This window comes from Pedobacter sp. MC2016-05 (assembly GCF_026239735.1).
Taxonomy (GTDB): Bacteria; Bacteroidota; Bacteroidia; order Sphingobacteriales; family Sphingobacteriaceae; genus Pedobacter.
Genome location: NZ_JAPIVT010000007.1, coordinates 166898 through 193854 on the forward strand (window position 1 = coordinate 166898; position 26957 = coordinate 193854).

The 26957-nt window shown below is 38.3% G+C and carries 19 protein-coding genes; 10 read left to right on the forward strand and 9 right to left on the reverse strand.

The genetic code is table 11. From position 1 onward, the window contains the following. Position 1: 1 nt before the first annotated feature. The 8 genes from OQZ33_RS11720 (at position 2) to msrA (ending at position 12114) form a co-directional block, all read left to right on the forward strand. Entirely contained in the window at positions 2–1432 is a 1431-nt protein-coding gene (locus OQZ33_RS11720) for a RagB/SusD family nutrient uptake outer membrane protein (RefSeq protein WP_265799214.1), read from the forward strand. Between the two features lies 1 nt (position 1433). Further along, positions 1434–3881 (forward strand): zinc-dependent metalloprotease, encoded by a 2448-nt coding sequence (locus OQZ33_RS11725; protein WP_265799215.1) that lies wholly within the window; start codon positions 1434–1436, stop codon positions 3879–3881. Between the two features lies 1 nt (position 3882). Continuing rightward, the gene (locus OQZ33_RS11730; protein ID WP_265799216.1) at positions 3883–4419 is read left to right on the forward strand and encodes a DUF3347 domain-containing protein; all 537 of its coding nucleotides are present in this window, start codon (positions 3883–3885) and stop codon (positions 4417–4419) included. A gap of 175 nt (positions 4420–4594) precedes the next feature. Next, on the forward strand, positions 4595–7420 hold the full coding sequence (locus OQZ33_RS11735; RefSeq protein WP_265799217.1) for an FAD-binding and (Fe-S)-binding domain-containing protein: 2826 nt from the start codon (positions 4595–4597) through the stop codon (positions 7418–7420). Positions 7421–7450: 30 nt separating this feature from the next. Further along, a complete protein-coding gene (locus OQZ33_RS11740) occupies positions 7451–8515 on the forward strand; it encodes a metallophosphoesterase (protein WP_265799218.1) in 1065 nt (354 codons plus the stop codon). Between the two features lie 128 nt (positions 8516–8643). Continuing rightward, positions 8644–10722 (forward strand): FUSC family protein, encoded by a 2079-nt coding sequence (locus tag OQZ33_RS11745; RefSeq protein ID WP_265799219.1) that lies wholly within the window; start codon positions 8644–8646, stop codon positions 10720–10722. Between the two features lie 83 nt (positions 10723–10805). Continuing rightward, on the forward strand, positions 10806–11600 hold the full coding sequence (locus OQZ33_RS11750; RefSeq protein WP_265799220.1) for an SDR family NAD(P)-dependent oxidoreductase: 795 nt from the start codon (positions 10806–10808) through the stop codon (positions 11598–11600). Positions 11601–11622: 22 nt separating this feature from the next. Beyond that, the gene (msrA, locus tag OQZ33_RS11755) at positions 11623–12114 is read left to right on the forward strand and encodes a peptide-methionine (S)-S-oxide reductase MsrA (protein ID WP_265799221.1); all 492 of its coding nucleotides are present in this window, start codon (positions 11623–11625) and stop codon (positions 12112–12114) included. Positions 12115–12166: 52 nt separating this feature from the next. Here msrA and OQZ33_RS11760 read toward each other — a convergent pair whose 3' ends face one another. The 3 genes from OQZ33_RS11760 to OQZ33_RS11770 all read right to left on the reverse strand — a co-directional run bounded on the left by OQZ33_RS11760 (position 12167) and on the right by OQZ33_RS11770 (position 16555). Then, positions 12167–13117 carry a cytochrome-c peroxidase gene (locus tag OQZ33_RS11760; RefSeq protein WP_265799222.1) on the reverse strand — a complete coding sequence of 317 codons (951 nt, stop codon included), beginning with the start codon at positions 13115–13117 and terminating at the stop codon, positions 12167–12169. A 10-nt stretch (positions 13118–13127) separates the two neighbouring features. Next, positions 13128–13505 (reverse strand): hypothetical protein, encoded by a 378-nt coding sequence (locus OQZ33_RS11765; protein ID WP_265799223.1) that lies wholly within the window; start codon positions 13503–13505, stop codon positions 13128–13130. Between the two features lie 122 nt (positions 13506–13627). Then, positions 13628–16555, reverse strand: coding sequence for an ATP-binding protein (locus tag OQZ33_RS11770; RefSeq protein WP_265799224.1), 2928 nt, complete (start codon positions 16553–16555; stop codon positions 13628–13630). Between the two features lie 268 nt (positions 16556–16823). Between OQZ33_RS11770 and OQZ33_RS11775 the strand changes: the two genes are divergently transcribed. After that, positions 16824–16979, forward strand: a complete 156-nt coding sequence (locus OQZ33_RS11775) for a hypothetical protein (RefSeq protein ID WP_265799225.1) — start codon at positions 16824–16826, stop codon at positions 16977–16979. Between the two features lie 275 nt (positions 16980–17254). Here the strand turns inward: OQZ33_RS11775 and OQZ33_RS11780 are convergent, their stop codons facing one another. The 6 genes from OQZ33_RS11780 to OQZ33_RS11805 are packed head-to-tail and all read right to left on the reverse strand — an operon-like array spanning position 17255 to position 25616. Further along, on the reverse strand, positions 17255–20383 hold the full coding sequence (locus OQZ33_RS11780; RefSeq protein ID WP_265799226.1) for an efflux RND transporter permease subunit: 3129 nt from the start codon (positions 20381–20383) through the stop codon (positions 17255–17257). Between the two features lie 26 nt (positions 20384–20409). Continuing rightward, the gene (locus tag OQZ33_RS11785) at positions 20410–21507 is read right to left on the reverse strand and encodes an efflux RND transporter periplasmic adaptor subunit (RefSeq protein ID WP_265799227.1); all 1098 of its coding nucleotides are present in this window, start codon (positions 21505–21507) and stop codon (positions 20410–20412) included. A 5-nt stretch (positions 21508–21512) separates the two neighbouring features. Continuing rightward, the gene (locus OQZ33_RS11790) at positions 21513–22784 is read right to left on the reverse strand and encodes a TolC family protein (protein WP_265799228.1); all 1272 of its coding nucleotides are present in this window, start codon (positions 22782–22784) and stop codon (positions 21513–21515) included. 56 nt (positions 22785–22840) lie between these two features. After that, positions 22841–24190, reverse strand: coding sequence for a HAMP domain-containing sensor histidine kinase (locus OQZ33_RS11795; RefSeq protein ID WP_265799229.1), 1350 nt, complete (start codon positions 24188–24190; stop codon positions 22841–22843). Further along, positions 24190–24867, reverse strand: coding sequence for a response regulator transcription factor (locus OQZ33_RS11800; RefSeq protein WP_265799230.1), 678 nt, complete (start codon positions 24865–24867; stop codon positions 24190–24192). Before OQZ33_RS11800 ends, OQZ33_RS11795 begins: the two co-directional genes overlap by 1 nt. Before the next feature lie 47 nt (positions 24868–24914). Further along, positions 24915–25616: an NUDIX hydrolase gene (locus OQZ33_RS11805; protein ID WP_265799231.1), complete on the reverse strand. Its 702-nt coding sequence runs from the start codon at positions 25614–25616 to the stop codon at positions 24915–24917. A gap of 156 nt (positions 25617–25772) precedes the next feature. On the opposite strand from OQZ33_RS11805, the gene galK reads away from it, so the two are divergent. Then, positions 25773–26924 carry a galactokinase gene (gene galK / locus OQZ33_RS11810; RefSeq protein ID WP_265799232.1) on the forward strand — a complete coding sequence of 384 codons (1152 nt, stop codon included), beginning with the start codon at positions 25773–25775 and terminating at the stop codon, positions 26922–26924. The last annotated feature ends 33 nt before the right edge of the window (positions 26925–26957 follow it).

Here is a 26957-nt window from a genome sequence, read left to right on the forward strand (position 1 = left end):
CATGAAAAAAAATATAGCAATACTTGCATCTTTTCTAATTGTCTTCGCAATTTCTGGATGTAAAAAATATACTGATTTAACGCCAAAAGGATCACTAGTGATAGAGAATGCTCAAGATTATTATGAGTTAGTTTCTTTTCCAAATAGAGCATATCTCATCAGTAATTTTCAATACCTGGTAGATGATATGTGGATTAAAGAATCGAATTTCATCGGTATTACTCCAAATATCAATACCGTCCATTTCAGTTTCAACGAAAATATCGATCGGGTATCAATGATCAGTTCATCTAACTTTTACGATCGTGCCTACTTATATATCAATCGCTGGAACACCATCATTTCATCAGTAGATGCAAGTAAGGGCGAACAAAATGTTAAAGATTTAGCCAAAGCTGAAGCTAAAGCATTGAGAGCCTTTGATCATTTTCTTTTGGTTAATGTTTATGCTAAAGCTTATAATCCGGCTACTGCAGCTACCGATGGTGGAATTTGCATCATGGATAAATATGATTTAGAGGCACAACCTACCAAATCAACAGTAGCGCAGGTTTACGATTTCATTCAGAAAGATATCGATGAAGCTATTCCGTTTTTACAGGTTCAGCCCAGCGATCCATATCATCCATCTTTGGCTTTCGCCTGGGCGCTAAAAGCGAAAATACATTTGTTTAAAAGAGAAATTGCACAGGCAAAAGAAGCATGCGAGAAGTCGCTTTCTTACAATAACCAGATTTTCGATTTGGTAAAATATACCACTACGCAAGGAGGGCCAGCGGTTACCCCAATTATAGCGACTAATAATCCTGAAGTATTAAGTTATCAGTACATTCAGGGGTACAACGAAACCAATTTTGGTTACACCTGGTTAATTAGTCCTGAGTTAAGAGCTTTATTTGGAACAAATGATGCTCGCTTTAACCTGTTTTTTAATACTACAAGCGCAAGCTTTTTGGATATTGGTTCTGGTGCCGCCTATTACAGTATTGCTTATACCCGCTTTTTCTATCCAACAGTGGGTTTAAAAACTACGGAAGTCTATTTAATGCAGGCTGAATGTTTGGCCCGTCAGAATGATTTGGCAGGAGCAATGGCCGTTGTAAATAAGTTGCGGGAGAAGCGTATCCTTTCTGGCACCATCAATCTTCCTGTTCCGGCAACGCGGAAAGAAACCATGGAAACTATAATCAATGAGCGGAGGAAAGAGATGGTGTTAGGCTTTAATCGTTTTTTCGATTTAAAAAGATTAAACACCGAAACAGAATATGCAAAGACAGTAGTTCGTACCTATCCTGTGGTGAACAAAACTGTTCCGCAGCAAACCTATACGCTCTTGCCAACATCAAGATTGTATGTGATTCCGTTTCCACTTAACATCCTAAAGAAAAATCCAAACCTAACTCTAAATACCGACGAAAAACTTCCGTTTTAAGATGAATTTTAAACAAATTTTACTTCCGATTTCATTTGCGCTCTCTTTAACAGCATTTGGTCAAAAACCGGTTGCAAAACCCGATAGCACAGTTAAAAAAGCTCCTGTTGAGTACAGCAAAATTATCCCTGCCAGTGCTATTGGGCAAGATGGACTTTTCAATGTTCGTCAGGTTGATCAAAAATGGTTTTTTGAGATTCCTGATAGTTTGCTCGGCAGATATTTGCTTGCCGTTACCCGATATGTGACCACTCCTCAAGGATTTGGGAGTTTCGGTGGTGAAAAAGTGAACGAACAAACATTATATTTTCAAAAAGGGAATAGCAATAACTTGTTTCTTAAAGGTGTTGTTTATCGCCAGGAAGCTAAAAGCCTCGATGGACCTATCTTTCAAGCGATGATGCAATCGCAGGAAAGCCCGATTGTGGCCAGTTTCGATATAAAAGCCAAGAATCCGGTTACGGGAAATTATGTAATCGATGTTACCGATTTTTTTAAGAAAGACGTGGCCGTGGTTTCTATTTCTGCAGATGAAAAATCAACGAAAAAGTTAAATAGTTTAGCCGACGATCGTTCTTTTATCGAAAAGATATCTTGCTATCCGATTAACACCGAAATTAAAACCACTAAAACATATGCAAGTGCTGGTTTGGGCATTCCTGCCGGAGCTTTAACTGGCGCCGTTACCCTGCGTTTAAATACCTCCTTTATTCTTTTGCCTAAAGTGCCCATGAGAAAGCGTATTTCTGATGAGCGGGTTGGATATTTCAATAACAAATACATCCTTTTTGATGATGATTATCAACGTACGCAAACCAAATATTTGGTGCAACGCTATCGCTTAGAGCCGAAGCAGGAGGATATTGCAAAGTACAAAAAGGGCATTTTGGTTGAGCCAAAAAAAACAATTGTATATTATATAGATCCGGCTACGCCAAAAAAATGGCGTCCTTATTTAATCCAGGGCATAAACGATTGGCAAAAAGCATTTGAGCAGGCGGGTTTTAAAAATGCCATCATTGGTAAAGAATGGCCTGTTGCAGATACGACGATGAGTCTAGAGGATGCCCGCTTTTCGGTGATCAGATATTATGCTTCGGAAACGCCGAATGCCTATGGTCCCCGAATTAGCGACCCCCGCAGTGGTGAAATTATGGAAAGCCACGTGGGTTGGTATCACAATGTGATGAAACTGGTGCACAACTGGTATATGATTCAAGCTGGTCCGCTAGATAAAAGAGCCCAAAAAATGCAGTTTGACGATGAATTGATGGGGCAGTTAATCCGCTTTGTTTCCTCACACGAGCTTGGGCATACGCTTGGATTAAGGCATAACATGGGTGCAAGCAGCCAAACTCCGGTAGAAAAACTTCGTGATAAGGCCTGGGTGGAAAAGAATGGACACACAGTTTCGATCATGGATTATGCCCGCTTCAACTATGTGGCGCAGCCTGAAGACAATATTTCTCCAAAAGGCATTTATGCCCGGATTGGTGCCTACGATAAATGGGCAATAAACTGGGGTTACCGGTATTTTGATGGTCAGAAAGATGAATATGCAGAGGAAAAGCTGTTAGATAAAATGACCACCGATACACTCACCAATAACCCAAGATTATGGTTCGGTGGTGAAGGTAAAGACGAAGATCCACGTAGCCAATCGGAAGATTTAGGCGACGATGCCATTGTAGCCAGCGACTATGGAATCAAGAATTTGAAGAGGGTAGTGGCTAATCTGAAAAAGTGGACATACGAGCCTGGAGATCAGTATAATAACCTGGCTGAGCTTCACAAGGAAGTTGTTAAGCAATACAGTCGTTATTTGTACCATGTAATGAAAAACATTGGCAATCGCTACGTAACTACCCGAAGTGTAGACGAAAAAGGAGTGGTTTACAGTGAGGTTCCTAAAAAGAAAGTGAAGAGCGTGGTGAGCTATGTTGGTCGCCAGGTTTTTGAGGCACCACTTTGGATGTACCCGGCTGATTTGGCTAAATACATCGATTTAAAGCCGATGGAACAAATTTCCGATCAGCAATCGCAGATGCTAAATATGTTTCTTAGTCCGGGGATGCTTTATAACTTAAGTCAAAAAGCATTAACCTCTGCTGATCCATATCCCGTAAGCGAATTTCTGAATGATTTAATGGTAACAGTTTGGAAAAAACCTTCACTCGATATTCAGCAGGATACCTATTTAAGGAATCTACAGCGTTCGTATGTAGAAAAAGTAGGCATGGTCATCAACCCAAAAGATATTGCAGATGGTAAGATGATGAGTGGTGCTCAGCGGAGCGATGTTCGGCTGGAAGCATTGGCGCACATTAAAGCCATCAGAAGAAAGGTAGAAGAAATCATTCCTCAAACAACGGGTATAAATAACCTTCATTTGCAGGATATGCGCATCGAAATCGATAAAATTATTAAAAAGACAACCATAAACCCATAACATGAAAAAATACATTTTAACAGGTTTGCTTTCTATTGCTGCCTTTGGCTTTTCGGCAACTGCCCAGGTAAAAACGTCGGCACAAGAAGTAGCTACGCCAGAACTGGCAGAGAAAAGGGAATTACTTAAAAAGCAATTGATCGCAAATTATTTGGGTATGAAAAATAGCCTCGTGCTTTCTGATGAGAAAAAAACAGCTGCTTTTGCCAAAGAATTCTCTAATTCACTTACGTTATTTAAGTTTAAAAAACTGACGTTAGAGGAGATGAACATTGCGACAGTTGCCAGACAAAGCATTAAAGCACTTGCAGATAGTATCACTGTTGCTCCATCTATCAACGAGCAGAGAAAGCTGATGGAAAAGCTGTCGACTCAATTTTGGGCGAATATCGAAAAGTATATACCAGCAAACACTGTTCTTTATCAGCAAAGATGCCCTATGATGGGAACAACATGGGTGAGCGATGAAAAGAAAATCGCAAATCCTTATTACCCTAAAAATATGCTGACTTGTGGAGAGGTGATTGCGGAGAAATAACAGAAAGATTTTAAATAATAGTTAATGATAGACTGCTGCAGAATAACGGATGTTTTCTGCAGCTTTTTAGTTTTCGGATTTCCTCTTCATATTGTTACCAATCGTGGAATTTGTTGTTGCACCTGATTGATAGTTTAAACTATCTTTGTTTTAGAAAGACTATTGTGAATTAAAGATGAACGAGATTGGAAAATTGCTTAGCAAAATAATTGCTGAAGACCGAATCAAAACCAGGTTAATTGATCTGGTTTCATACGCCTCTGATGCCGGATTTTATTACTTAAGACCAAAAGCAGTTGTTCAGCCTATTTCTATAGATGAAGTAATCGCGTTGTTCGGATTTTCCCATCAGTATAACGTTCCGATTACTTTTCGTGCTGCGGGTACAAGTTTATCAGGTCAGTCGGTTTCTGATGGTATTCTGGTCGATTTAAGTCAATACTGGAATCTGGTTCGGGTAGAAAACAGTGGCGAGCAGGTTCGTGTGTATCCAGGTGTGACTGGCGCAGTCGTCAACTCAGAGCTAAAAAAATACTCTAAAAAAATTGGGCCAGATCCGGCCAGTATTAACTCCGCCATGATGGGTGGAATACTCTCTAACAACGCAAGCGGAATGTGCTGCGGCGTTAGCAAAAATTCTTACCACACCATTAAGTATATCAACTTTGTTTTACCGAATGGTAAGCGATATTCAACGGAGCAGAAGGATGATTATGTTCGTTTTGAAAACGAGTGTAAAGACATCTGTTCGGGCATTTCGGCATTAAAAGAGCAAATCACATCTGATGAGGAAATTTTCAATCTCATCAGAAATAAATATAAAACCAAAAATACGGTGGGTTATTCGGTAAATGCCTTTATCGACTATGCTCATCCGCTGGATATTCTTGCCCATATTTTGATTGGAGCGGAAGGTACGCTAGGATTTATTGCTGAAGCAGTACTTAATACGGTACCGGATTATCCTTTGAAAACCACAGCTTTACTGTATTTCCCAAATATTTATGCTGCTTGTAATGCAATTGTTCCACTAACGCATTCTGGTGCCGAAGCTGTGGAGCTGATGGATCGGGCATCACTCCGCTCTGTTGAAGATATTAAAGGTGTTCCCGCAATTCTCAAGTCGTTACCAGAGGAGGCTGCAGTACTTTTGGTCGAGTATCAGGATCATACGCAAGCTGCTATTGATTTTAAATTAGCACAATTTCTTGCCGTTGCTGATGCGCTTGAACTTATGCTGGCACCAGAGTTTACTAATGATCCTATTGAGCAGGCATTTTTATGGAAGATCAGAAAAGGCATGTTCCCCTCTGTTGGTTCTGTTAGGGCCAGCGGTACAACCGTAATTCTGGAAGATATTGCTGTGCCTGTAGCTGAATTGGGAAATGCTATTTTAGACTTGCAAGCGCTGTTTAGTAAGTATGAGTATAGTAACGCGATTATTTTCGGCCATGCTAAAGATGGAAATATTCATTTTGTAGTAACGCAGGCATTTGAAACAGCGACTGAAATTGACCGTTACGATCGTTTTTTACGTGAAGTGGTTACACTGGTAACTGAAAAATATAAAGGTGCCCTTAAAGCAGAACATGGAACGGGAAGGAACATGGCGCCCTTTGTTGCAACCGAGTGGGGTGAGGGAATTTACGAGGTAATGAAAGCGTTGAAACAACTGATTGATCCGCGAAATCTGCTAAACCCTGGTGTAATCATTAATGAAGATAAACATGCTCATATCAAAAACTTAAAAGATCTACCTAAGGTTGAAGAGGAGGTTGATAAGTGTATGGAATGTGGCTTTTGCGAATACAAATGTCCGAGCAGAAATATTACCTTAACCCCTCGACGTCGGATCGTAGTGAGACGTGAGTTACTTAAGCTAAAGCGAAATAACGATAACGCTACTTACAAGGAGCTTCTTAAGGAGTATGAATATGACGGACTGGAAACCTGTGCCGTTGATGGCCTTTGTGCAACGGCTTGTCCGGTGGATATTAATACAGGTTCATTAATAAAGCGTTTGAGAAGAGAAAGCCATAGCAAATTTGCTAACGGGCTGGCCCTGATGGTTGCCAAAAATTTTAAGCCGGTAACTTCTATTGTTAAATTCGGCATTGAAGTTGCTTCCGGAATGAATTCGGTATTTGGTGCAAACGCCATGACTAACTTAACCAAGGGCGCCAGAAAGATAATTCCTGGAGTGCCGCTTTGGTCGAACCAAATAAAACCGACCCATGCAAAAGGAAGCAGGATATCAAAATCAAATGTTAGTGATGCGCCAGCTGTAGTTTATTACCCAACCTGCATCAGCAGGACCATGGGTGGAGCCGTAACGGATCAAAAAAATATTATCGAAACATTTCTTCAGGTTTCCGAAAAACTAAATATCAACTTCCATATTCCTCAAAATATTCAGAACACATGTTGCGGGCAAATCTTCTCATCAAAAGGTTTTAATGAGGCGTTCAAACATACTGTGAATGATACGGTTAATAGATTATGGGAGTGGAGTGAGGGTGGCAAGAACCCGATTGTTCTAGACATTACTTCCTGTACTTATACGCTTCAAGAATGTCGCCCTTCTTTAACTGAGGATAACAAAGTTAAATATGATGCTTTAACCATAATTGATAGTGTAGATTATATTTTGGATTATTTATTGCCAAGGGCAAATGTGGTACGTAAGAAAAACAAGATTGCGCTTCATCCGGTCTGTTCCTTACAAAAAATGGGTTTAGAAGGTAAGTTTGTAAAGATCGCCCAGCAACTGGCTGATGAAGTGCTGCTACCTGTTCATTCGGGTTGTTGCGGAATGGCCGGCGATCGTGGATTTCTTTTCCCTGAACTTACGGCTTCCGCTACACTGCCTGAGGCAACAGAAGTAAAAAAAGACAACTATGAAGGTTATTATTCATCTGGTAAAACCTGCGAAATAGCAATGTCTGAGGCGGTTGGGAAAAATTACGAGTCTATTATTTACCTTTTGGCAGATTGTATTTAAAAAATCTTCTGATCTTTCATATTTAAAACCATGCTTAAATACGCCTTTACCTTAATCGGCTTGTTAATTTGTTTTTCTTCTTGTGCACAAATGGAACAAGATGGTCCTTATCTAGTTAAAGAAGGCAATAAAGTTATTTCCCGATCAGTTGTAAACGATGTCGTCAAGATCGATACCTTGAAAGAAACGGATTCAATCCCCGTTTCTTTCGCAGCTAATCCAGATTGGAATTTCAAATTTCGCCTTCGTAAATCTATTTCTATACCAGCAACAAGTTATAAATCGGTAGATAAACTCTTAGTTCTTTCTGATATCGAAGGAGAATTTGAAGCGTTCAGAGCGCTAATGATCGCCAATAAAGTGATGGACGTAAACTATAACTGGATTTTTGGTAAAGCACATGTAGTAATTTGTGGCGACCTGTTTGATAGAGGTAGAGACGTGATTCCATATTTATGGTTGCTCTACAGATTAGAGGCAGATGCAATAGAGAAGGGTGGCTTTTTGCATGTACTATTGGGGAACCATGATGTGATGAACATGGCTGGTGACTTACGTTATTTAGCCAGCAAGTACCCTGCTTCAGCTCAATTATTTGGAGTTGCGTATGGTGATTTAATTGGAGAAAGCACCGAAATTGGAAAGTGGCTGAGGAGCAAAAATGCGGTAGAAAAGATTGGAAATCGTTTATTTTTGCATGCTGGTATATCTCCGGAAATAAATGCGGCAGACTTAACTTTGGCACAGCTTAACAAGAGATGTAGAGCATTTTACGGTATGCCAACTAAACAATTAAATGATGAAGGTACATTGTTAATGAGTAGCAAAGGCCCATTTTGGTTTAGAGGATATTTCGGTGAAAATAATGTAGCCGTTTCCACTGTAGATTCTACGTTGAAAAAGTTTGGGGCAAAACAGATTTTTGTTGGTCATACCATTACAAAACAAAATATTGCCGCTTATTACAATTTCAAAGTAATTGGTGTTGATGTAGATCAGCATCGTGGAAATACAAAAGCAGCACTTTTCATTGGCGATGCAGGTTTTGTTGTAGATGATAAGAATTTGCGTGAACCCATAAAGTTGGCTCAATAGCATTTCGGTACAGTAATAGATTTAGAAATCGGAAAAGCTAAATTTGTCAGCTATAAACACACATTCCTGACTAATAAATTGCTTTGATCCCTTACCTTTGCGGTACTAACAAATCATCCATATTCATCTTGATTACTAAAGGCAAACGAGTAATTTCATCTATCACCTATTTTTTTCTTGGAGAATATTTTTCAGATGCGCTGCGCACCACGCTCACAGTGATCATTCCGATTATATTTTTCTTTTATCTTGGAAATAGGGAAGCTGCAACCGGTATTGGCGTAGGTGCATTGCTCATTAGTTTAACAGATTTGCCCGATAACCGTTTTAATAAGTTTAGAACGGCTTTATTAAGTCTTGCGTTTTTCTCATTTACCACTTTTTTGGTTTCACAGGTGTTAGATTATCCTATTTTTAAGGCCCTTGTGATTACCTTTCTGGCCTTCGCATTTTCACTTCTAAGTGTTTACGGTCAAAAAATGGGTTTGATAGGAACCATGTCGCTTATTGTATGCGCCTTTGTAATGGGGCTTCATCCGCCACGGCCAATTTATTTTAGTGGATACATGTTACTTGGAGGAATTTGGTATTACATGATCAGTTTGATTCAGACAGTCATCAGACCGTATCGTTCGTTGAATCATGCTATTTTTGAGTGCCTGATGGCTAGTGCCGAATTTTTAAAGGCAAAAGCTAAAAATTATGATCCCAGTATCCCGCTGGATCATCAACAAAAGGAGATCATCAAACTTCATATTCGTGTTAATCAAAAGCACGAACTGATCCGGAATTTGCTTTTAACTGATCGCTATGCAATGGATCCAGAGAATAACAACGGACAAATTTTGCTGGCCCGGGCCGGCTTTCTTATTGATTTGTATGAGCAACTTAACGCGGTGCATTTTGATTACGAAAACGTGAGGCAAACCTTGGCGGGAACTGATGTGCTGCCGTTGATTGCCAGTTTGATAGCTGAACTTGCAGAAGAAATTGAAGCGCTTGAGCAGCAGATCCGTTCAAAGAATAATCGACCAAGTTCATCAAAAGAGGTGAGCAGGTTTTTAGAAAGTAGAGTACTTTTGATCCAAAAACTTCCAGCGCTTACTGAAACTCAAACAGAATTTGTCAAAAATGTCTTAGCAAATGTCGACGAGATCAGCAGTATTATAGCTTCCATTCGTAATAAACAAACTTTTACTGCGCACCACAAAGCTGGTCGTGAAAAAATTGCTTTTCCTCGTTTTTTAAGTTCCGACCGTTTTGCCTTAAGTGATCATCTCACTTTAAAATCACCGATTTTTCGCTTTTCTTTGCGGATGGCGATTTGCTTTCTTTTTGGTTTTATCTTAATCAGTCAATTTCAAGATAGTAAATATAGCTACTGGCTGTTTCTAACCCTGGTAATTGTCGCCCGCCCAAAATTTTCCATCACCTGGAAACGAAATTTTCAAAGACTCAAAGGCAGTTTAGGGGGGATTGTAATTGGTTTGGTGTTGGTTTACATCATTAAAAGTTCGGCAGTTCTGTTGTGTACTTCTGCAATTTGTCTGCTTGGTTTTTATGCTTTCAACAGAATCAATTATACCATTAGCGTGCTTTTTATTACGCCTGCAGTTATTCTTACTTTAGGGAGTTATCATGGTCATTTTGATCATATTGTGCATGCTAGAATCTTATATACCGCTATCGGATGTGCCATAGCGATTATGGCTACTTATCTTTTTCCCATCTGGGATAGCAAAAACCTACATCAAAAGATAAAGGAAGCAGCAGATGCCAGCTTGAAGTACTTCATGATCGCCACAACGGAATCTAATCAGGGTGAAAATACGGCGAGACTCGCACGCAAGAATGCAAACCTTAGCCTTTCAAGCTTGTCTGAGTCTATCGAATCTGCCAGTCAGGAACCTCAGCAATCGTCAACAGATTTGAAGAACTTCTACGAGTTGCAGGTGATCATTTATAAAATTAATGCTATGGTTACTTCTATCTTTTTATCAGGAGAAAGAGTAAATCAAAATTTTAATGATCAAATATTTAACGAGATCCATTTAAATCTAAACTTAAGTTCGGAAAGTTCTGTTAATAGACTTGAATCTAATCAACAGTCCATCGGCGAAGTAGTTGCCAATAATGCATTGTATCAAAAATTACTTATCATTCTATCCTTATCTGCTAACCTTAACGAGTGCTACAAAATCAGCTAATTGATTTTTACATCAATATGCATTTTCACATAAACAGATTCAATACGTATTTGTTATTATTACGTTTTTAAAGGAGATACAAAATGGATTTAAATCTAAAAAATAAAACAGCTTTTATCAGCGGCTCAACAGCTGGTATTGGTTATGCTATTGCCGAAAGTTTTTTAAAAGAAGGGGTCAATGTAATTATCAACGGAAGATCGAAAGATACTGTTGATACTGCCGTAGAAGACTTGAAAAAAACTACTGGAAGTAACTCGGTAAGTGGAATTGCTGCAGATTTTTCAAAGGTAGATGAGGTGAATGATTTAATCGCTGCTTTGCCACAGATTGATATTTTAATAAATAACGCCGGGATCTTCGAACCAAAATCATTTGAAGAAATTAATGATGAAGATTGGTTTCGCTTTTTTGAAGTGAATGTGATGAGCGGAATTCGTTTATCACGTCATATTTTTCCAAAGATGCTGGAAAACAATTGGGGTAGGATTATCTTCATTTCCAGTGAGTCTGCTGTGTTCATTCCCGATGAAATGATCCATTATGGAATGACAAAAACCGCCCAATTGGGTGTGAGCAGAGGTTTAGCTGAGCTAAGCAAAGGTACAAATGTTACCGTAAATTCAATTTTGCCTGGACCCACAAAATCAAAAGGTGTTGGAGGCTTTATTGAAGATTTAGCAAAAAAGGGAAATATCACCATCGCCGAAGTTGAGGAGGATTTCTTTAAAAATATGCGTCCGACTTCGTTAATCCAACGGTTTTTGGATGTAAGTGAGATTGCCAATGCAGTAACTTATTATTCAAGTCCATTGGCTTCTGGCACAAACGGGGCAGCAATACGTGTAGAAGGCGGCTTAATCCGTTCAATTTTATAACATAACACATTAGAATATAATTATGAATACTGAAAAAGCCATATTAGCAGGAGGTTGTTTCTGGGGGGTAGAGGAATTGATCCGTCATCAAACAGGCGTAATTTCAACAGTAGTGGGTTATACTGGCGGCAACGTGCCGAATGCTACATACCGAAATCATGGCACCCACGCCGAAGGAATAGAAATTGTATTTAATCCTGAAGAAATATCATATCGAAAATTATTGGAGTATTTTTTTCAAATTCATGATCCGACAACAAAAAACCGTCAGGGAAATGATGTAGGTACATCTTATCGTTCGGCGATTTTTTATCTCAGTGAGGAGCAAAAAAATACTGCGCTTGAATTGATTCAGGAACTCGAAAATTCGGGCAAATGGCCTGGAAAATTTGTTACAGAAGTTGTTCCTGCCGGTGATTTCTGGAATGCCGAAGAAGATCATCAGGATTATCTTCAGAAGATTCCTTATGGTTATACCTGCCATTTTGAAAGACAGGATTGGAAACTGGATTAAAAAAGAAATGAGCTTGCAGGTGCAAACTCATTTTTTTTTGAGCATTGATTATTTAATTTTTAACTAAATACCTTTTATCGGTCAACGAAATCAGAAAGTTTTCCAGATCCATTTTTTCGGTTTCAGTTAGGTTTAAAGGTTTGGCTAAGAGCGAATCTCGTGAAATTGGATTCGGAACAATTTTATCGGGATCGTTATAATAATCGATAACTTCCCTTAACGTATTAAACATACCGTTGTGCATATAGGGTGCAGTAATGGCAATATTCCTAAGCGGACCGATTTTAAATTTCCCCAAGTCGGATGGTTTTTTAGTAACCACAGCTCTTCCACTGTCAATCAATTTCTTCCCATCAAACAAACCAATTGCTCTAAATTCAATGTTATTAAAATCGGGACCGAAATGACATTGAACGCAGTTTGCTTTTCCATTAAATAACAAAAACCCCCTTTTGGCCGATTCACTTACAGCATTCTGATTATCATTCATTCGCCAATCATCAAAGGGTGTATCTGTGGTTTCTAATGTGCGTTGAAAATCCGCTAAAGCCTGCGCCAGATTTTTCCGATTAGGTTCCTCATTAAAAATCTTTTTAAAGGCATTGAGATAAAATTTATTGGCTTGCAGCCTTTTGATCGCCACTGGTATGGGAAGATTCATTTCTACAGGATTTTCGATCGGAATTAATGCCTGATCTTCCAAAGTTTTTGCTCTTCCATCCCAAAAGAAACTTACCTGCAATGCCAAATTCATTGATGAAGGCGTATTTCTGGTTCCTTTTTGATCATTTACCCCCAAACTTAATGTAGCGGTGTCGGCAAAGGCAAATTCTTCTTTATGGCAACTCGCACAACTGATTTTTTTATTGCTTGAAAGAATTGGGTCATTGAAAAGAATCTTGCCTAACTCAACAGTTGTTTTTGGTTCTGCCTCCACAAAGCCAAAATGTGCTGTTAAGCTAACAAAAGCGCAGATAAAAATTAAATAACCAAGCTTTTTCATTGTCATCTAACTATTTTACTCTTTTAAATGTAAAACCGTTAGCACCGGCAACTCGAGCTTTACAGGTATCTGAAATCACATCGAATTTCACTGAATCTCGTTCCCCAAAAATGGTTAATTTATACTTTCCATTATATTTTGAATTGCAAATGGGATCGGCAATGAAAATAGTGTCTTTGCTTACATGATAGGTTCCATTAACGAAGGTTTTTTTATTTGCAAATCCATCGTAGGTGCCATCCGCTCTGAAAAGCAACAGAATCGATAATGGACCTTCTTTATAAACTGTTTTGGATTCCCATTTTCCCAATAATGGGTTGGGTTCATCAATTAATTTGAAACTGCAAATGGCAAGTACTATTGCAATAAAGGCTAATTTTTTTTTCATGACCTTGAGTTTAATGATATCGTTATTTGATACCACAAAGTAACTTAAGGCGTAGCAAAATTGAGTTTGATGTTGTTGCAATTTGATCTGAAAACGTTGCAAGAGGCCAATAAAGAGTTTATTTAATTTTTTTGCGCCTCACTAGGACTAAAACCAAAATGTTTCGAAAACGCAGTAGAAAAATTCTGTGGGTTTCCGTAACCTACCATGTAGGCAATTTCTGCAACTGTACCAACCTTATTTTTTAACAGCTTTAATGCATGCTCCATTCTAATTATTCTGATTAAATCACCTGGACTTTGATTAATTAAAGCAATTAATTTTCTATGTAATTGTGTTCTGCTTAAACCAATTTCTACTCCTAATTTTTCTACGCTAAACTGCTCATCATCCAAATGTAGTGCAACCGTACTTTTAACCTTCCCTAAAAAAACTTTCTCCATTGATGGGAGATCAGTATGGTTGGAAAGCCAAAGATTGTTTTTTCCATAAGCTTCGCGAAGCTGTTTTCGGGTATTAATTAAGCTCTGAATGATGGAGAGCAGCTCTCTTTGATCAAATGGTTTGCTTAGATAAGCGTCGGCATTTTGCTCAAAACCAGCAACACGACTATCGATATCTGCTTTTGCAGTTAAAATAATTACCGGAATATGGCTCGTTTTAGCTTCTGCTTTTACTGTGGCACAAACCTGATAACCATCCACTTGCGGCATCATTAAATCGGTAATAATTAAATCTGGAATGGACTTTTTACTTTTTTCAATGCCAACCAATCCATTTTCAGCAGTTTCTATCCTGTAACGATGGGAAAGTAACTGTGTAATGTAATTTCGAATCTCAGCATTATCTTCAACTACCAAAATTAAGGGTAAGCCATCATTTTGAATACTGACAGGTTGATTGGTATTGGTTACTTTACTTAAAATTTCTGGCGACGAAATGAAATGATCAGTATCCATATTTTCGCTTGTTACGGTCTTAAAATGAATTCTAATTGTCGTTCCTTCATTTTCTATACTGCTGATAAAAAGTTTACCATCCATTAAATTTACAAGCTCTTTTGTAATGGCCAAACCAATTCCTGTACCTTCATGTGCTCTCGAATCAGAAGAATCTACTTGGTAAAATCGATCAAAAATGTAAGGCAACTTGCTTTCAGGAATTCCAATTCCATTATCCATGATGCTAATTTCAAAGTCGCTTTCTTCACCTTCGGAAATATTTACAATTATTTTGCCGTCCTGTTTGGTAAATTTTACTGCATTCGAAATGAGATTTATCAATATTCTTTCCAACTTTTCCTGATCAATTGATAACCAAAGTTTTTCCCAATCAGACTTGAAATTCAATTGAATGTTCTTTTCATGAGCCAAAGATTCAAAAGATAGAACGTTATGCTTCACTATGGCAACCAATTCTGTATCTTGGTTTTTGGTTTGCATTTGGCCCGATTCCAACTTACTTAAATCAAGCAATTGGTTTATCAAACCCAATAATCTTTCTGCATTTTGTAGTATTGTTTTCGCGTAAGAGGTAATCATTAAATATTTACCATCTAGCATAATCTGTTTTGCGGGACCCAAAATTAAAGTAAGTGGGGTACGAAATTCATGTGTTAGATTGATAAAAAATCGCGATTTTACTGCGTCCATCTCTCGCAATCGATCTGCCTGTTGCTGTACTTCGAAGGTTCTTGCTGCAACGGTAATTTCCAATTTTTCGGCTTGTTGGGTAATTAATTCCAGCTTTTCCTTTTCTTGTGCCATTGCTTTGGCTGATAATTGTTCTACCTCAATTAACCGCGAAGAAAGATTTTGATTGGTTCGGGCAAAATCAAGCGCTAAATAAATAGAATAGCAAAATGGAAAAGAGAGTAGCCCAATAGCCATCGTAAGGCATCGCAATGGATAGTTTTGCCACAATTTAAAAACATCGGCGCCAACAAAAAAGTAGAAAAATAAAATCATAATCATGCCAACTCCAACAATCCAGGCATAAGGAATTTGACTTCGAATGGTTTTAAACAATCTCCAAAGACTATCGATCATAATGATCAAAAAGACGATATCCGATCCATCGAAACCATCGTGATATGGAAAAATGAAATATTTTATGAGGTAAAGAATGGTTATAGATGCCACTACAATGCTTTTCCATTTTGGGATAGTGAGGTTGCCTACCTTATACAATAAAACCCACGATATGGCTTTGCCAATAATCGAACTCACAAAAAATACAGGATCAGATAGTTTTTGTATTTCGGGGTTCGATGTAATACTATACATGCAAACCGACCAAGAAGTTGCCGCAAAAAGTACCGAATAAAAGAAATAATAAAGGTTTAATTTCTGTTTAGGATAAAATAGAAAGAAGAAGAGATGAAGTAAGCCTAATGCAAACTGAACTGCAATAGGCATTAACATGTATTCGAAAAGACCTTTGTTTTTCTTGTTGATTGCCTGCATTTCAGTGTATTCTCCTGTCCAAATTTGAAAACCTACAAAATCAGGATAGATTGGGTTATAATTGGCATATTTTATGGCGATTAAATGCGGCTTGTTGTCGGTTACTTCGAATGGAATAACTTCAAATGGTGCTCTTTCGGCTTTTGTATCGGTTGCTGTCGTTCCTATTTGTCCAAACCTTGTTTTAAAAACACCATCAAAATAAATTTCAGATGCACCATCGTGATTGATTCTTAGCCCCAGTGTTTTTCCAATCAACGAACTATCTACGGCAATCCACAATCTAAACCAGCCACTTCCTTTCCATCCTCCAATAATATTTTTTGTATTGAATAACGGGTTAACTTTCGCCGATAAACTGTCTTTAACTTCTGGATTTTTCCATTTTTGGCTACTATCGGGTATGAAAGTCCATGCAGATTTATTGAGGTTAAACTCGAAATTCTTAGTGTTTATGCTATCTGCAGTTATGTTGATAACCTGATTTTGAGCGCAAATTTTTGCACTTGAAAAAAGACAAAATAAAATTATAAGCCAAGGTCGATTGTTAATAAGTGTGAGATTTATGACAATTGGAAAATTCATAAAGTGTTGAGGCTGTTTGTTCTAAACTAAATAATATTATTCAATTATTGATAAAAACATATTCTTTTCATTGCCATCAGCCAATTAAATATCAGATTGTAAATGTTAATTTTACATCGATAAAACCAAATCACATGAAAACAATAAAATTATTAACCAGCTTGTTTGCTAGTTGCTGTACTCGGTAATGCAAAAGCACAAACTACTACTACAGATGTAGTAAAAGAATGGGAGCGCAAAAGCTTACACAAAAGAGTATTTGGATGCCATGCCCGAAAAAGATTATGACCTTAAGCCAACACCAGAAATGAGGTCTTTTGCCGATCAAATGTTACACTTAGCAGCAGATAACGATGTTTTTACAGCGGCTGCATTAGGTACAAAATCTCCAGCAGGAATGGATGAATTGGAAAAAAACAGCTAAAAAACTAAAGTTGCCGTTACCAAAAATGTTTTAGATAGTTACGATTTTGTAATTGCCGCTATTAAAAAGATAAGCACCATACAATTGAATGAAAAAGTGAAACTTTTTGATCGCCTTGAGCTATCAAGAGAACAAGCTTTTGAAAACGGGTTTGAACATCAAAACGCACCACCGCGGACAAACAACCGTTTATTTGCGATTAGCCGTACAAAGCCACCACAATAAAAATTATTTTAATCAACAAAGCCTTTCGGATTCCGAAAGGCTTTGTGCTTTTATGCATGTGCAGGATTAACCTTTTCAACTTTCTTTTTGTACGACCAATAGAATACAATCGGATAAACAAAAAGGTTGAAAAGTGTATTGGTAATTAAACCTCCAATTACAACAATGGCTAAGGGTTTCGAAGCTTCAGACCCAATTCCTATAGATAAAGCAGCGGGCATCAATCCAATCGCTGCCATTAAAGCAGTCATTAAAACTGGTCTGAATCTGCTTGCAATACCATCTCTCATAGCATCGGTAAATGTCCAGGTTTCATGGTGTTTCAGTTCGGCGATATTGGTTTTGAAACGGGTAATCAGAATTACTCCATTTTGAACACAGATGCCGAACAAAGCAATGAAGCCGATACCTGCAGAAATGTTAAAGTTTACTCCCGCAAACAACAAAGCTAAAATTCCACCAATCATGGCAAACGGAACATTGTTTAATACCAGCAAAGCATCTCTGATATTTCCGAAAAGGACAAACAGAATGAAGAAGATTAACAACAAACTCACTGGAATGGCTTGCGATAATCGGGAAATGGCTCGTTGCTGATTTTCAAAATCTCCAGCCCATTCTAGTTTGTACTCTTTAGGAAGCTTTATTTGTGCATTTACCTTTTGTTGTGCTTCCGCAATTACGCTGCCCATGTCTCGACCACGGATGGAAAATTTAATGGCGCCGTAACGTTTGTGTTTATCGCGGTAAATCATGCTCGGTCCGGTAATTTTTCTGATGCTCGATATTTCACCAAGTTGTACATTTGAACCTGATAAAGTCGGTATCCTTAGTTTGCAGATCGAACTTTCATCATTCCTGAAATCTTCTGGATAGCGAATAATAAGGTCAAACTTTCGCTCACCTTCATAAATTTGCGTGGCTGCTTTACCGCCAATTGCCATTTCGATAACCGCATTTGCATCAGCAGTGCTCACCCCATAAAGTGCCATTTTCTTTTGATCGAGGTTAATTTGTAACTCTGGCTGACCAAGATTGCGCAAAATTCCGAGGTCTTCGATGCCCTCAACTGTTTTTAAAATCTTTTCAATTTTTTCTTCTTCCTGTTCGATGAATTCGAAGTTTTCACCAAACATTTTTACCACAATAGATCCTTTGACGCCGGAAACGGCTTCTTCCACATTATCAGAAATGGGTTGCGAAAAATTGAGACTGATGCCTGGAAATGTTTTGAGCTTCTCCTGCATCCGTTCAATCAGTTGCTCTTTGCTCTGTTCTCTTTTCCATTCTTTCCGTGGATAAATATCGACGTGAAATTCCATGTTGTAAAATCCCGTTGCATCGGTACCATCGTTCGGTCGGCCAGTTTGCGACATGACCTGTTTAACCTCTTCAAAGCTTAAAAAGATCTTTCTCATATCATTAGAAAGCTTTTTGGTTTCGTCTAAAGAAATACTCAGCGGCCCTGTTGCCCGAACGTAAATAGAGCCCTCGTCTAAGCTCGGCAGAAATTCTGTGCCTAAAAACTTAAAGCTAACTGCGCCCATCAGCAACACGATAATAGAGGTGGAAAAAACCAATTTTTTATTGCTGAAACAGGTATCGTAAAATTTTAGGGTGGCTTTGGTCATCCATTCCAGAAAAACATTATGTTTTTCTTTTACATTTTTCTTCAGCAATACACTCGCCATCGCAGGCACCAATGTAAAGGTTAAAATAAGCGCACCTAACAGCGCAAAACTCAGTGTCCAGGCGAGTGGAGAAAACATTTTGCCCTCTACTTTTTCAAAAGTGAAGATCGGCAACAAGCCCGTAATGATAATCAGTTTGGCAAAAAGGATTCCCTTACCATTTTCCATACATGCTTTTTTGATGAACCCGAGCTTGCTCATTTTGTTAAAACGATCCATGCCCAGTTTCTTTGCCCGCATATCCAGGGTAACAAAAATTCCTTCGACCATTACCACTGCACCATCAATAATGATCCCGAAATCGATCGCCCCCATAGATAACAAATTTGCAGGCATTCCTTTCATTTTAAGACAGATAAACGCAAATAAAAGCGCTAACGGAATGATGATTGATACGATTAGCGTGGTTCGCCAATCGGCCATAAAGAGGAAAACGATTAACGTAACAAATAGGATTCCTTCGAGCATGTTTCCCATTACTGTGTGTACAGAATAGTTAACCAGATCTTCCCGGTCGTAGAAAGGCTTGATCTTCACATCGTCGGGCAGGATCGAGCCGTTAATTACATTGATTTTCTCTTTTAAACGGGCAATTACTTCACTCGGATTGCCACCTTTGCGCATCACCACAATACCTTCAACTACATCTGGATCATAATCTCTACCTACCTGACCTAATCTCGGCAAAGCCGATTCCGCAACTTCGGCAATTGTTTTTACGTAAACCGGAGTTTCGTTTACGTTATCCACTACCACGTTTCTAATCTCATCTATATTGTTGAGCACACCGATTCCACGCACCACGTATGCCTGCCCGCTTTGAACAATAACGTCGCCGCCTACGTTGATGTTACTTTTTGAAACAGCTTCAAAAAGTTCGGTAGCCGTTACGCCATATTGAATTGATTTCTGAGGATCAACTGTGATTTGGTAGGTTTTTACCTCTCCGCCAAAACTAACTACGTCAGCAATGCCTGATACGGATAGGAGTTCACGCTGGATCACCCAATCCTGCAATGTTTTCAACTCCCGAACCGATTTCTGATCACTGCTTAAAGTGTAGCGAAAAATTTCTCCCGTGGGTCCGTATGGCGGCTGCACCTCAGGCTGGATTCCCTCAGGCAAATCGGCTTCATCCAGGTGGTTGTTTACCTGAACCCTCGCTTCGGCGTAATCAACATCATCTTCAAAGCTCACTTTAACTATCGATAATCCAAATAAGGATGATGAACGAATGCTGGTTCTTTTTTCGGTTGGATTCATCGCAATTTCCAGTGGCCTACTTACGAATTTCTCTACCTCTTCGGCACTTCTGCCTGGCCACTGCGTAATAATAGTAATGTTGGTATTGGTAACATCAGGAAAGGCATCTATTGTGGTGCTTTTGAAGCTAAAATAACCGGCCAGGACGAGTATGAACGTGGCGAAAAATATAAAATATTTATTTTTCAGCGCAAAGCCGATGATACTTTTAATGGATTTGTTCATGATTAAAGTTTGATGATGAAGGGATTTTACTGGGTTTTCAGGTTTTCAAATAAGAAAACTTGTTTCGACGCAATTACACGATCGCCAGCTTTCACACCCTTGCTGATAAAGATCTTGTCGGCAGTTTTGCGGCCAATTTCGATCTCTTGAATGCGGACCTTATTATCGCTGCTTAATAGTAAAACATAATTTTTATTCTCATCAAAAATTACCGCCCTAGCGTTTACCACAGGTAGATTTACATCCGAACTAGCTGAAACCCTTACCGTACCGAGCATACCTGGCTTCAATAAAAAATCAGGATTTGCAATGATAGCCCTTGCGTTCATAACCTTGCTATCTTGATCTATCAGGTTATAAATTTTGTCGATTTTTCCCTTAACAGTTTTCTCCGGATAGGATAGGGTCGACAAATTCACTTCATCGCCAGCTTTAACTCTTGAGATATCCGATTCGTAAATGTTAATCATTGCCCAAACATTAGAAAGATCAGCAACTGTAAATAAACTTTTGTCGTTATCTCCACGCAACTGCATATTATCATTAACTTTTTTTTCGATCACGAAGCCATTCAATGGCGATTTTATGGCATATAAACCCGTGCTACTACCTCCGTTTATTTTTAAAACAGAATTGGCCCTTTTCAGCTCCGCTTTCTTAATTTGATAATCGTTTTTCGCTTCTTCTAATTCTTTAGCCGATGATAAACCACTTTCATAAAGTTGTTCGGCTTGCTTAAAAGTTCTATCTGCGGTTTTAAGTTCAGCTTCGGCGGCAATTACTTCTTTATCAAAGCCAGCCATTTCAGCACTGTTTACTGTTGCCAGGATTTGTCCAGCCTTAACCTGGTCACCTAAATGCACATTTACTCGGTTTACCGAACCGCTAACCATGGGGAAGAGCTCTGATTTTCTATCTTCATTGGCTGTGATTTTAGCAGAAAATATAATGTCTGCTTTGCCATCTGCCTGCTGAACAGTGTCGATAGTAAGCCTGTTCAACAGCGAATCTGTAATGGCGAATTTTTCAGATGGAGGCACTGCTTTTTTATCACTACAGCAAACGCCGAAACTTACTGCTATTAATAGAAGTGCCTTAATGATATTTTTGTGGATGGTTTGCATAATAATTAGTTAAAAATGTTGGTGCCGGTAACGTAGTTTAATTCCTCTCTCGAACTCATTCTTTCGAATTTCAGATTGTTTATTTGCAGGATATTTTCCTTGTAGGATTCATATAAATCGAGGAATTCGATCAAACTAATGTTTCTTTCTCTGAAGTTTTTGATTAACCCATTGATCAGTTTATCAAATTCGCCATTGAAGGCAGGATCGATTTCTAAAGAAAGTTTTTCATTTCTCAACGCAGTGCGATAGCTGTTAAAAACCTCGTTCGATAGTAATATCTCCTGCTTTCTTATATTCGAAGTAGCAGCATCAATTTCAACTTTAGCCTTTTTAATTTCTCCCTGGTTTCTATTGAATAAGGGAATAGGAATCTTGAGGCCAATACCCGTATATTTTTCCGGATAATTGCCTTTTAAATCGTAAGCCAATGAGATTTCGACATCAGGAATGGCCATTGCTTTTTGAAGCTTTAAATTGAGTTCGTTATATTCAAGATCAGTTTTGGCAAGCTTTAAATCTGCCCTGTGTGTTCTGGCAGAGTCGAGCAGATTGGAATAGCGGATTTGATTTAAGGAAATATCCTTTTCCGCTTTTTCTGGAAGTTCTAAAACCAGGGAAGAATTGGGTTCCAGGCCACACAATAACCTTAAATCTTTGTAATGATCTTCTAAATCATTCAGCAGGTTTACCCTTTCTGATTTTAAACCAATAATTAATGATTTTATTCTGATTACATCTTTTAGTGCAACATTACCCACTTTCAACTGCAAATCGTAAGCCTTTAATAGGCTTTCAGTCGATTTGATCTGTTCATCATAAACCTTTATCGTTTGGTTGGAGAAGTAAGTCTTGTAAAAAGTATTGCGTAACTCAAACTTAAGTGTGCGTATCAAATCGAAATATTCCAGTTCCGCCAATTTTACGCCTGTTTGGGCAAGCTTAATGTTTTTGTTTCGCTTGCCGGCGAGTTTAATTAATTGAGAAACTGAAGCCGCATATTGCCCATACTTAAAGGATGTTTGCAGGAATTTCTTTGTTTCGTGGTTGTAAAAAAGATTTTCGTATTCAAGCTCCGGATTATCGAAAAGCTTTGCCGTAATTACTTCGGCTTTGGCGGCATCTATTTCGTAATTACGGGATAACAGGTCAAAATTATTCTTTAGAAAAAGAACTTCGGCCTGTTTCAAATTGAGCTTTAAAGTGTTAGTTTGTGCTAAGCTTAGCTTGGTAGAAATAGTAATTATAAAAAGTAGAAAAATACTTATTCTCATCATGTGGCAAAACTATCTTTGCCGAATTAAACAGGAATTAAATCGAAATTAAAAGCGGATTAAAATAAAGGCAGGATAATAATAAAAGCACTTTTTTGAGTGCTTGAGCTTGAAATCTCAATTTTTCCTTTAAATAGGTGTATAATTTTTTGAGCCATATATAAGCCCATTCCTTCACCGGTTTTCCCTAATTCTTTAGAGCGGGTATAAAATGGTTTAAAAACTTCTTCTTGCTCCAAAGCAGAAATTCCTTTTCCCTGATCACTTATTTCGACAACTAGATTTTTAGCATTTCGTTCCAGTATACAAGTTACCTTTTTGTTGTCGGAGAATTTAAAACCATTTGAAATAATGTTATCAAACACCATTTGTAACAACACAATATTTGCCAACACTTGGGGTTTTTTGCTAGCCAAGTTGTTTATTATTTCAATCTCGAGATTTTTTTGCTGCTGCCATTCCTGCTGAATTTTTATCAACAGCTCATCTACCCGAACAAGGGAAAGCTGTGACTGAATCAATTCGACATCCATTTTTGCCAGGGCTAATAATCCTGTAATAATATGGTCCATCTTTTCCGCATCGTACAGCATGGATTGAATCGCTTTTTGATAGGAATCACTATCACGCTCTTTAGATAGCGCCAGTTCTGCAGCCATCATCATCCTCGTAACAGGTGTGCGCAACTCATGCGAAGCATTCGCTACAAAAGTTTTCTGAAGGATAAAAGCCTGTTCCAACTCGTTCATCAATTGATTGAAGTTTTTTGCGATAAGACTGATTTCGTCTTCAGTGTTGCGCTCTTCAACTCTAAATTCCATGTTTTTCAAGCCAATTTGCTTCACTTCGGTCATGAACTTTTTTAATGGCTGCAGCATTTTTTCAGCAATCCATCTACTCAAAAGCAAAACGATAATGGAAATCATTACGAAAACAAAAAACATAATTTTCAAAAGCTTTACAAGCCTGTCATGAGAGCCCTGGTCGGTTGCCGAAGCCAGGATAACAAAATCGCCCTGATTATCCTTATAATAAATGCCAACAACCTGCCGCTCTCCATCGGTATATTTTAGGCGTTTGTTTTTTCTAACTTTTTCTATTGTAGCTTTTGTCCAATATTGTGCGGAATCGCCAATAAAGGTTGCCCGGTTTTTATAGTCGTAAATACGGGTAACTTCACCATTTAACTTTTGCAGGTATTTATGCCGCACCTCATTTAAGGCATCTCTGCTAATTTCGTCGGCCTCCAGATACAATTTCGCCGTGACCATTGTTCTATCTGTAAGGCGCTCAAAAAAATCAGCCTGCAGAAATTTCATGAAAGTAAAATACACTACGCAAAGCACCGCGAAAAGCAAAGAAGTGCTGATCAAAGTAAAATACAACGCAATGCGATCTTTTATTTTCATTATTTAAAAATGTAGCCCATGTTTATTTTCGTGTGAATTAATTTTCTGTCGAAGTCTTTGTCTATTTTCTTTCGCAGGAAATTAACATAAACATCTATTACGTTCGTCCCTGTATCGAAATTAATATCCCAGGCCATTTCAGAAATATACCGACGCGATAATAAACGGTTGGGATTTCGTAAAAACAACTCTAATAAAACAAATTCTTTGGCACTGAGGTCGATGATTTTCCCGGCCCTGCTTACCTCTTTGCTTAAGGTATCCATTGTCAAATCCTCGAAAATAAGTTGATGATTTGGAATATTTTCGAAAGAAGTTTGTCTTCTTAGAAGTGCTGAAACACGGGCCAGCAGTTCTTTTAAATGAAAAGGTTTGACCAGGTAATCATCAGCGCCAGCATCTAAGCCAGTAACTTTATCATCAACGGTACCCATAGCGGTAAGCATCAAGATAGGAGTTTGGATTTTTTTTTCGCGAAGGCGTTTGCAAACCTGGATGCCACTTAAACCCGGCATCATAATGTCGATAATTAGCAGGTTAAATTGTTCCTGACCGAAGTGATCGAGCGCATCAATTCCGTTGGAAACAACATTTATCTGATAGCCGTTTTCTTCCAATGCAGTTTGTAACAACGCCGCAATTTTTGGATCATCTTCAGCTATTCCTATTTTAAGCATTTACAAAAATAGTGATATGATCTTAAAACGGTATTAAAGGGATAGTACTAAAGGGGTTTTAGGTTTGGAATCAGGTTTAAAAACGCCTGAAGGTTTGCCTGATATTTTTTCTTATCCAGTTTAAAATAATAGGCCCCTTTTTTAGAACCGGATTTGTCTTTTTCTTCTAACTTAATCAGTAAGCCCGTTGAGCTGATCTTCCTGCTGAAGTTTCTGGTGTCGATCTTGGTATCATTTACCTCCTCAAATAGAATCTGTAACTGGGGAATGGTGAATTTTTTAGGTAACATTTCGAACAAAATAGGGTGTAAGGCTGCTTTATAGCGTAATTTTTCTCTCGCATCTGCAACCATCCTGTCGTGGTCGAAGATGAGTCTAGGTCGCTCACTGATTAAAAACCATTCTGCATGGTAATCATCATTTAGTTGCGTTTTGTATTTATTAATATCAATCAATGCAAAATAACCAACGGAAAGCGTTCGCTCGATCGGGTCGCGGGCAGGCTCTCCGTAGATTTGCAATTGTTCCAGGTAAATTCCTTCCAAGCCAGTATTCTTTTTTAAAACACGTTGAGCAGCTTCATCCGGACTTTCATTACTGCCCACAAAGCCTCCAATTAAACTCCACTTGTTGATTTCTGGTTGCAAGCCTCGCTTCACGAGTAAAATTTTCAAGTGTTCTCCGTCAAATCCAAACACAATGCAATCTACAGCGACTAAATAATGAGGTTGACTAGAATATTCTAACATTTTTAATAATTATCGGGTGATGATTTAAATTTCCACTAAAATATAAAATATTAATAAAATTATTAATTGTCGTTTTGACATTTAATATATTATATATAGCTTTGTTATTATTAGATTAACGAAAATACGCTCAATTCAAAACACAAAGAAATAGTTATGGACATAGAATCTTTAAAAGCCTCATTTGTAAAAACTTTTAATACTGAATCAATAATTGTAAAATCGCCTGGTAGAATCAATATTATTGGCGAACATACCGATTACAATGGAGGCTTTGTGATGCCTGCTGCCATAAATAAAGCGATTTATGTTGCTGTTTCTAAACGAATAGATGACGAGATCCATCTTTATTCAGAAAGCTATCAGCAATTTCATAATTGTAGTATTGAAAGCATTGAAAAATCAGACAAAGGCTGGGCTAACTATATCTTAGGTGTTGCAGATCAGCTAAAGAAGAGAGGTTATAAGTTTGGTGGATTTAATCTTTATCTGGATGGTAACGTACCTTTGGGAGCCGGTTTGTCTTCTTCTGCTGCATTAGAATGTGCAACCGTATTTGCCATCGATTATCTCAACAACCTCGGTATCTCTCAAATGGATAGGGCGCTAATCTCACAGAAAGCTGAACATGTTTTTGCAGGCGTGAACTGCGGGATTATGGATCAATTTGCTTCCGTTTTTGGTAAAAAAGACTATGCTGTAATGCTGGATTGCCGTTCAATGAAATACGTTTACATCCCCTTGAAATTAGATGGCTATAAATTGGTTTTATTAAATACGAATGTTAAACATTCACTTTCCGACTCTGCATACAACACCAGAAGATCGCAATGCGAACAAGGGGTAGCTTGGGTAGGCGAATTTGTTGCGGGTGTAACAAGCTTAAGGGATGTTAATCGGGCTATGCTTGAGCAATACGTAAAGCCAAAAAGTTTGGAGGTTTTCCAGAAATGTAACTTCGTAGTAGAGGAAATTGAAAGGGTAGTGAAAGCCGCTGATCAACTTGCAAATGGCGATCTTGCCGCTTTAGGTCATCTGATGTTCCAAACCCATGAAGGCCTGAGCAAAGATTATGAGGTGAGCTGCGCTGAACTTGATTTTCTGGTAGAACTTGTAAAAAATGATAATGCTGTTCTCGGCGCACGAATGATGGGGGGCGGTTTTGGAGGCTGTACCATCAACATTGTAGAAGATGAAGCTATTGACGAACTGATTGATCGGGCGAAAATAGACTACAAACAGAGATTTAATTTGGAACTTGATGCCTACGTGGTACAAACAGATAATGGATCTGAGTTGGTGAATTAAATTTTAGGTGATAAATAAGGTTTAAATAAAATA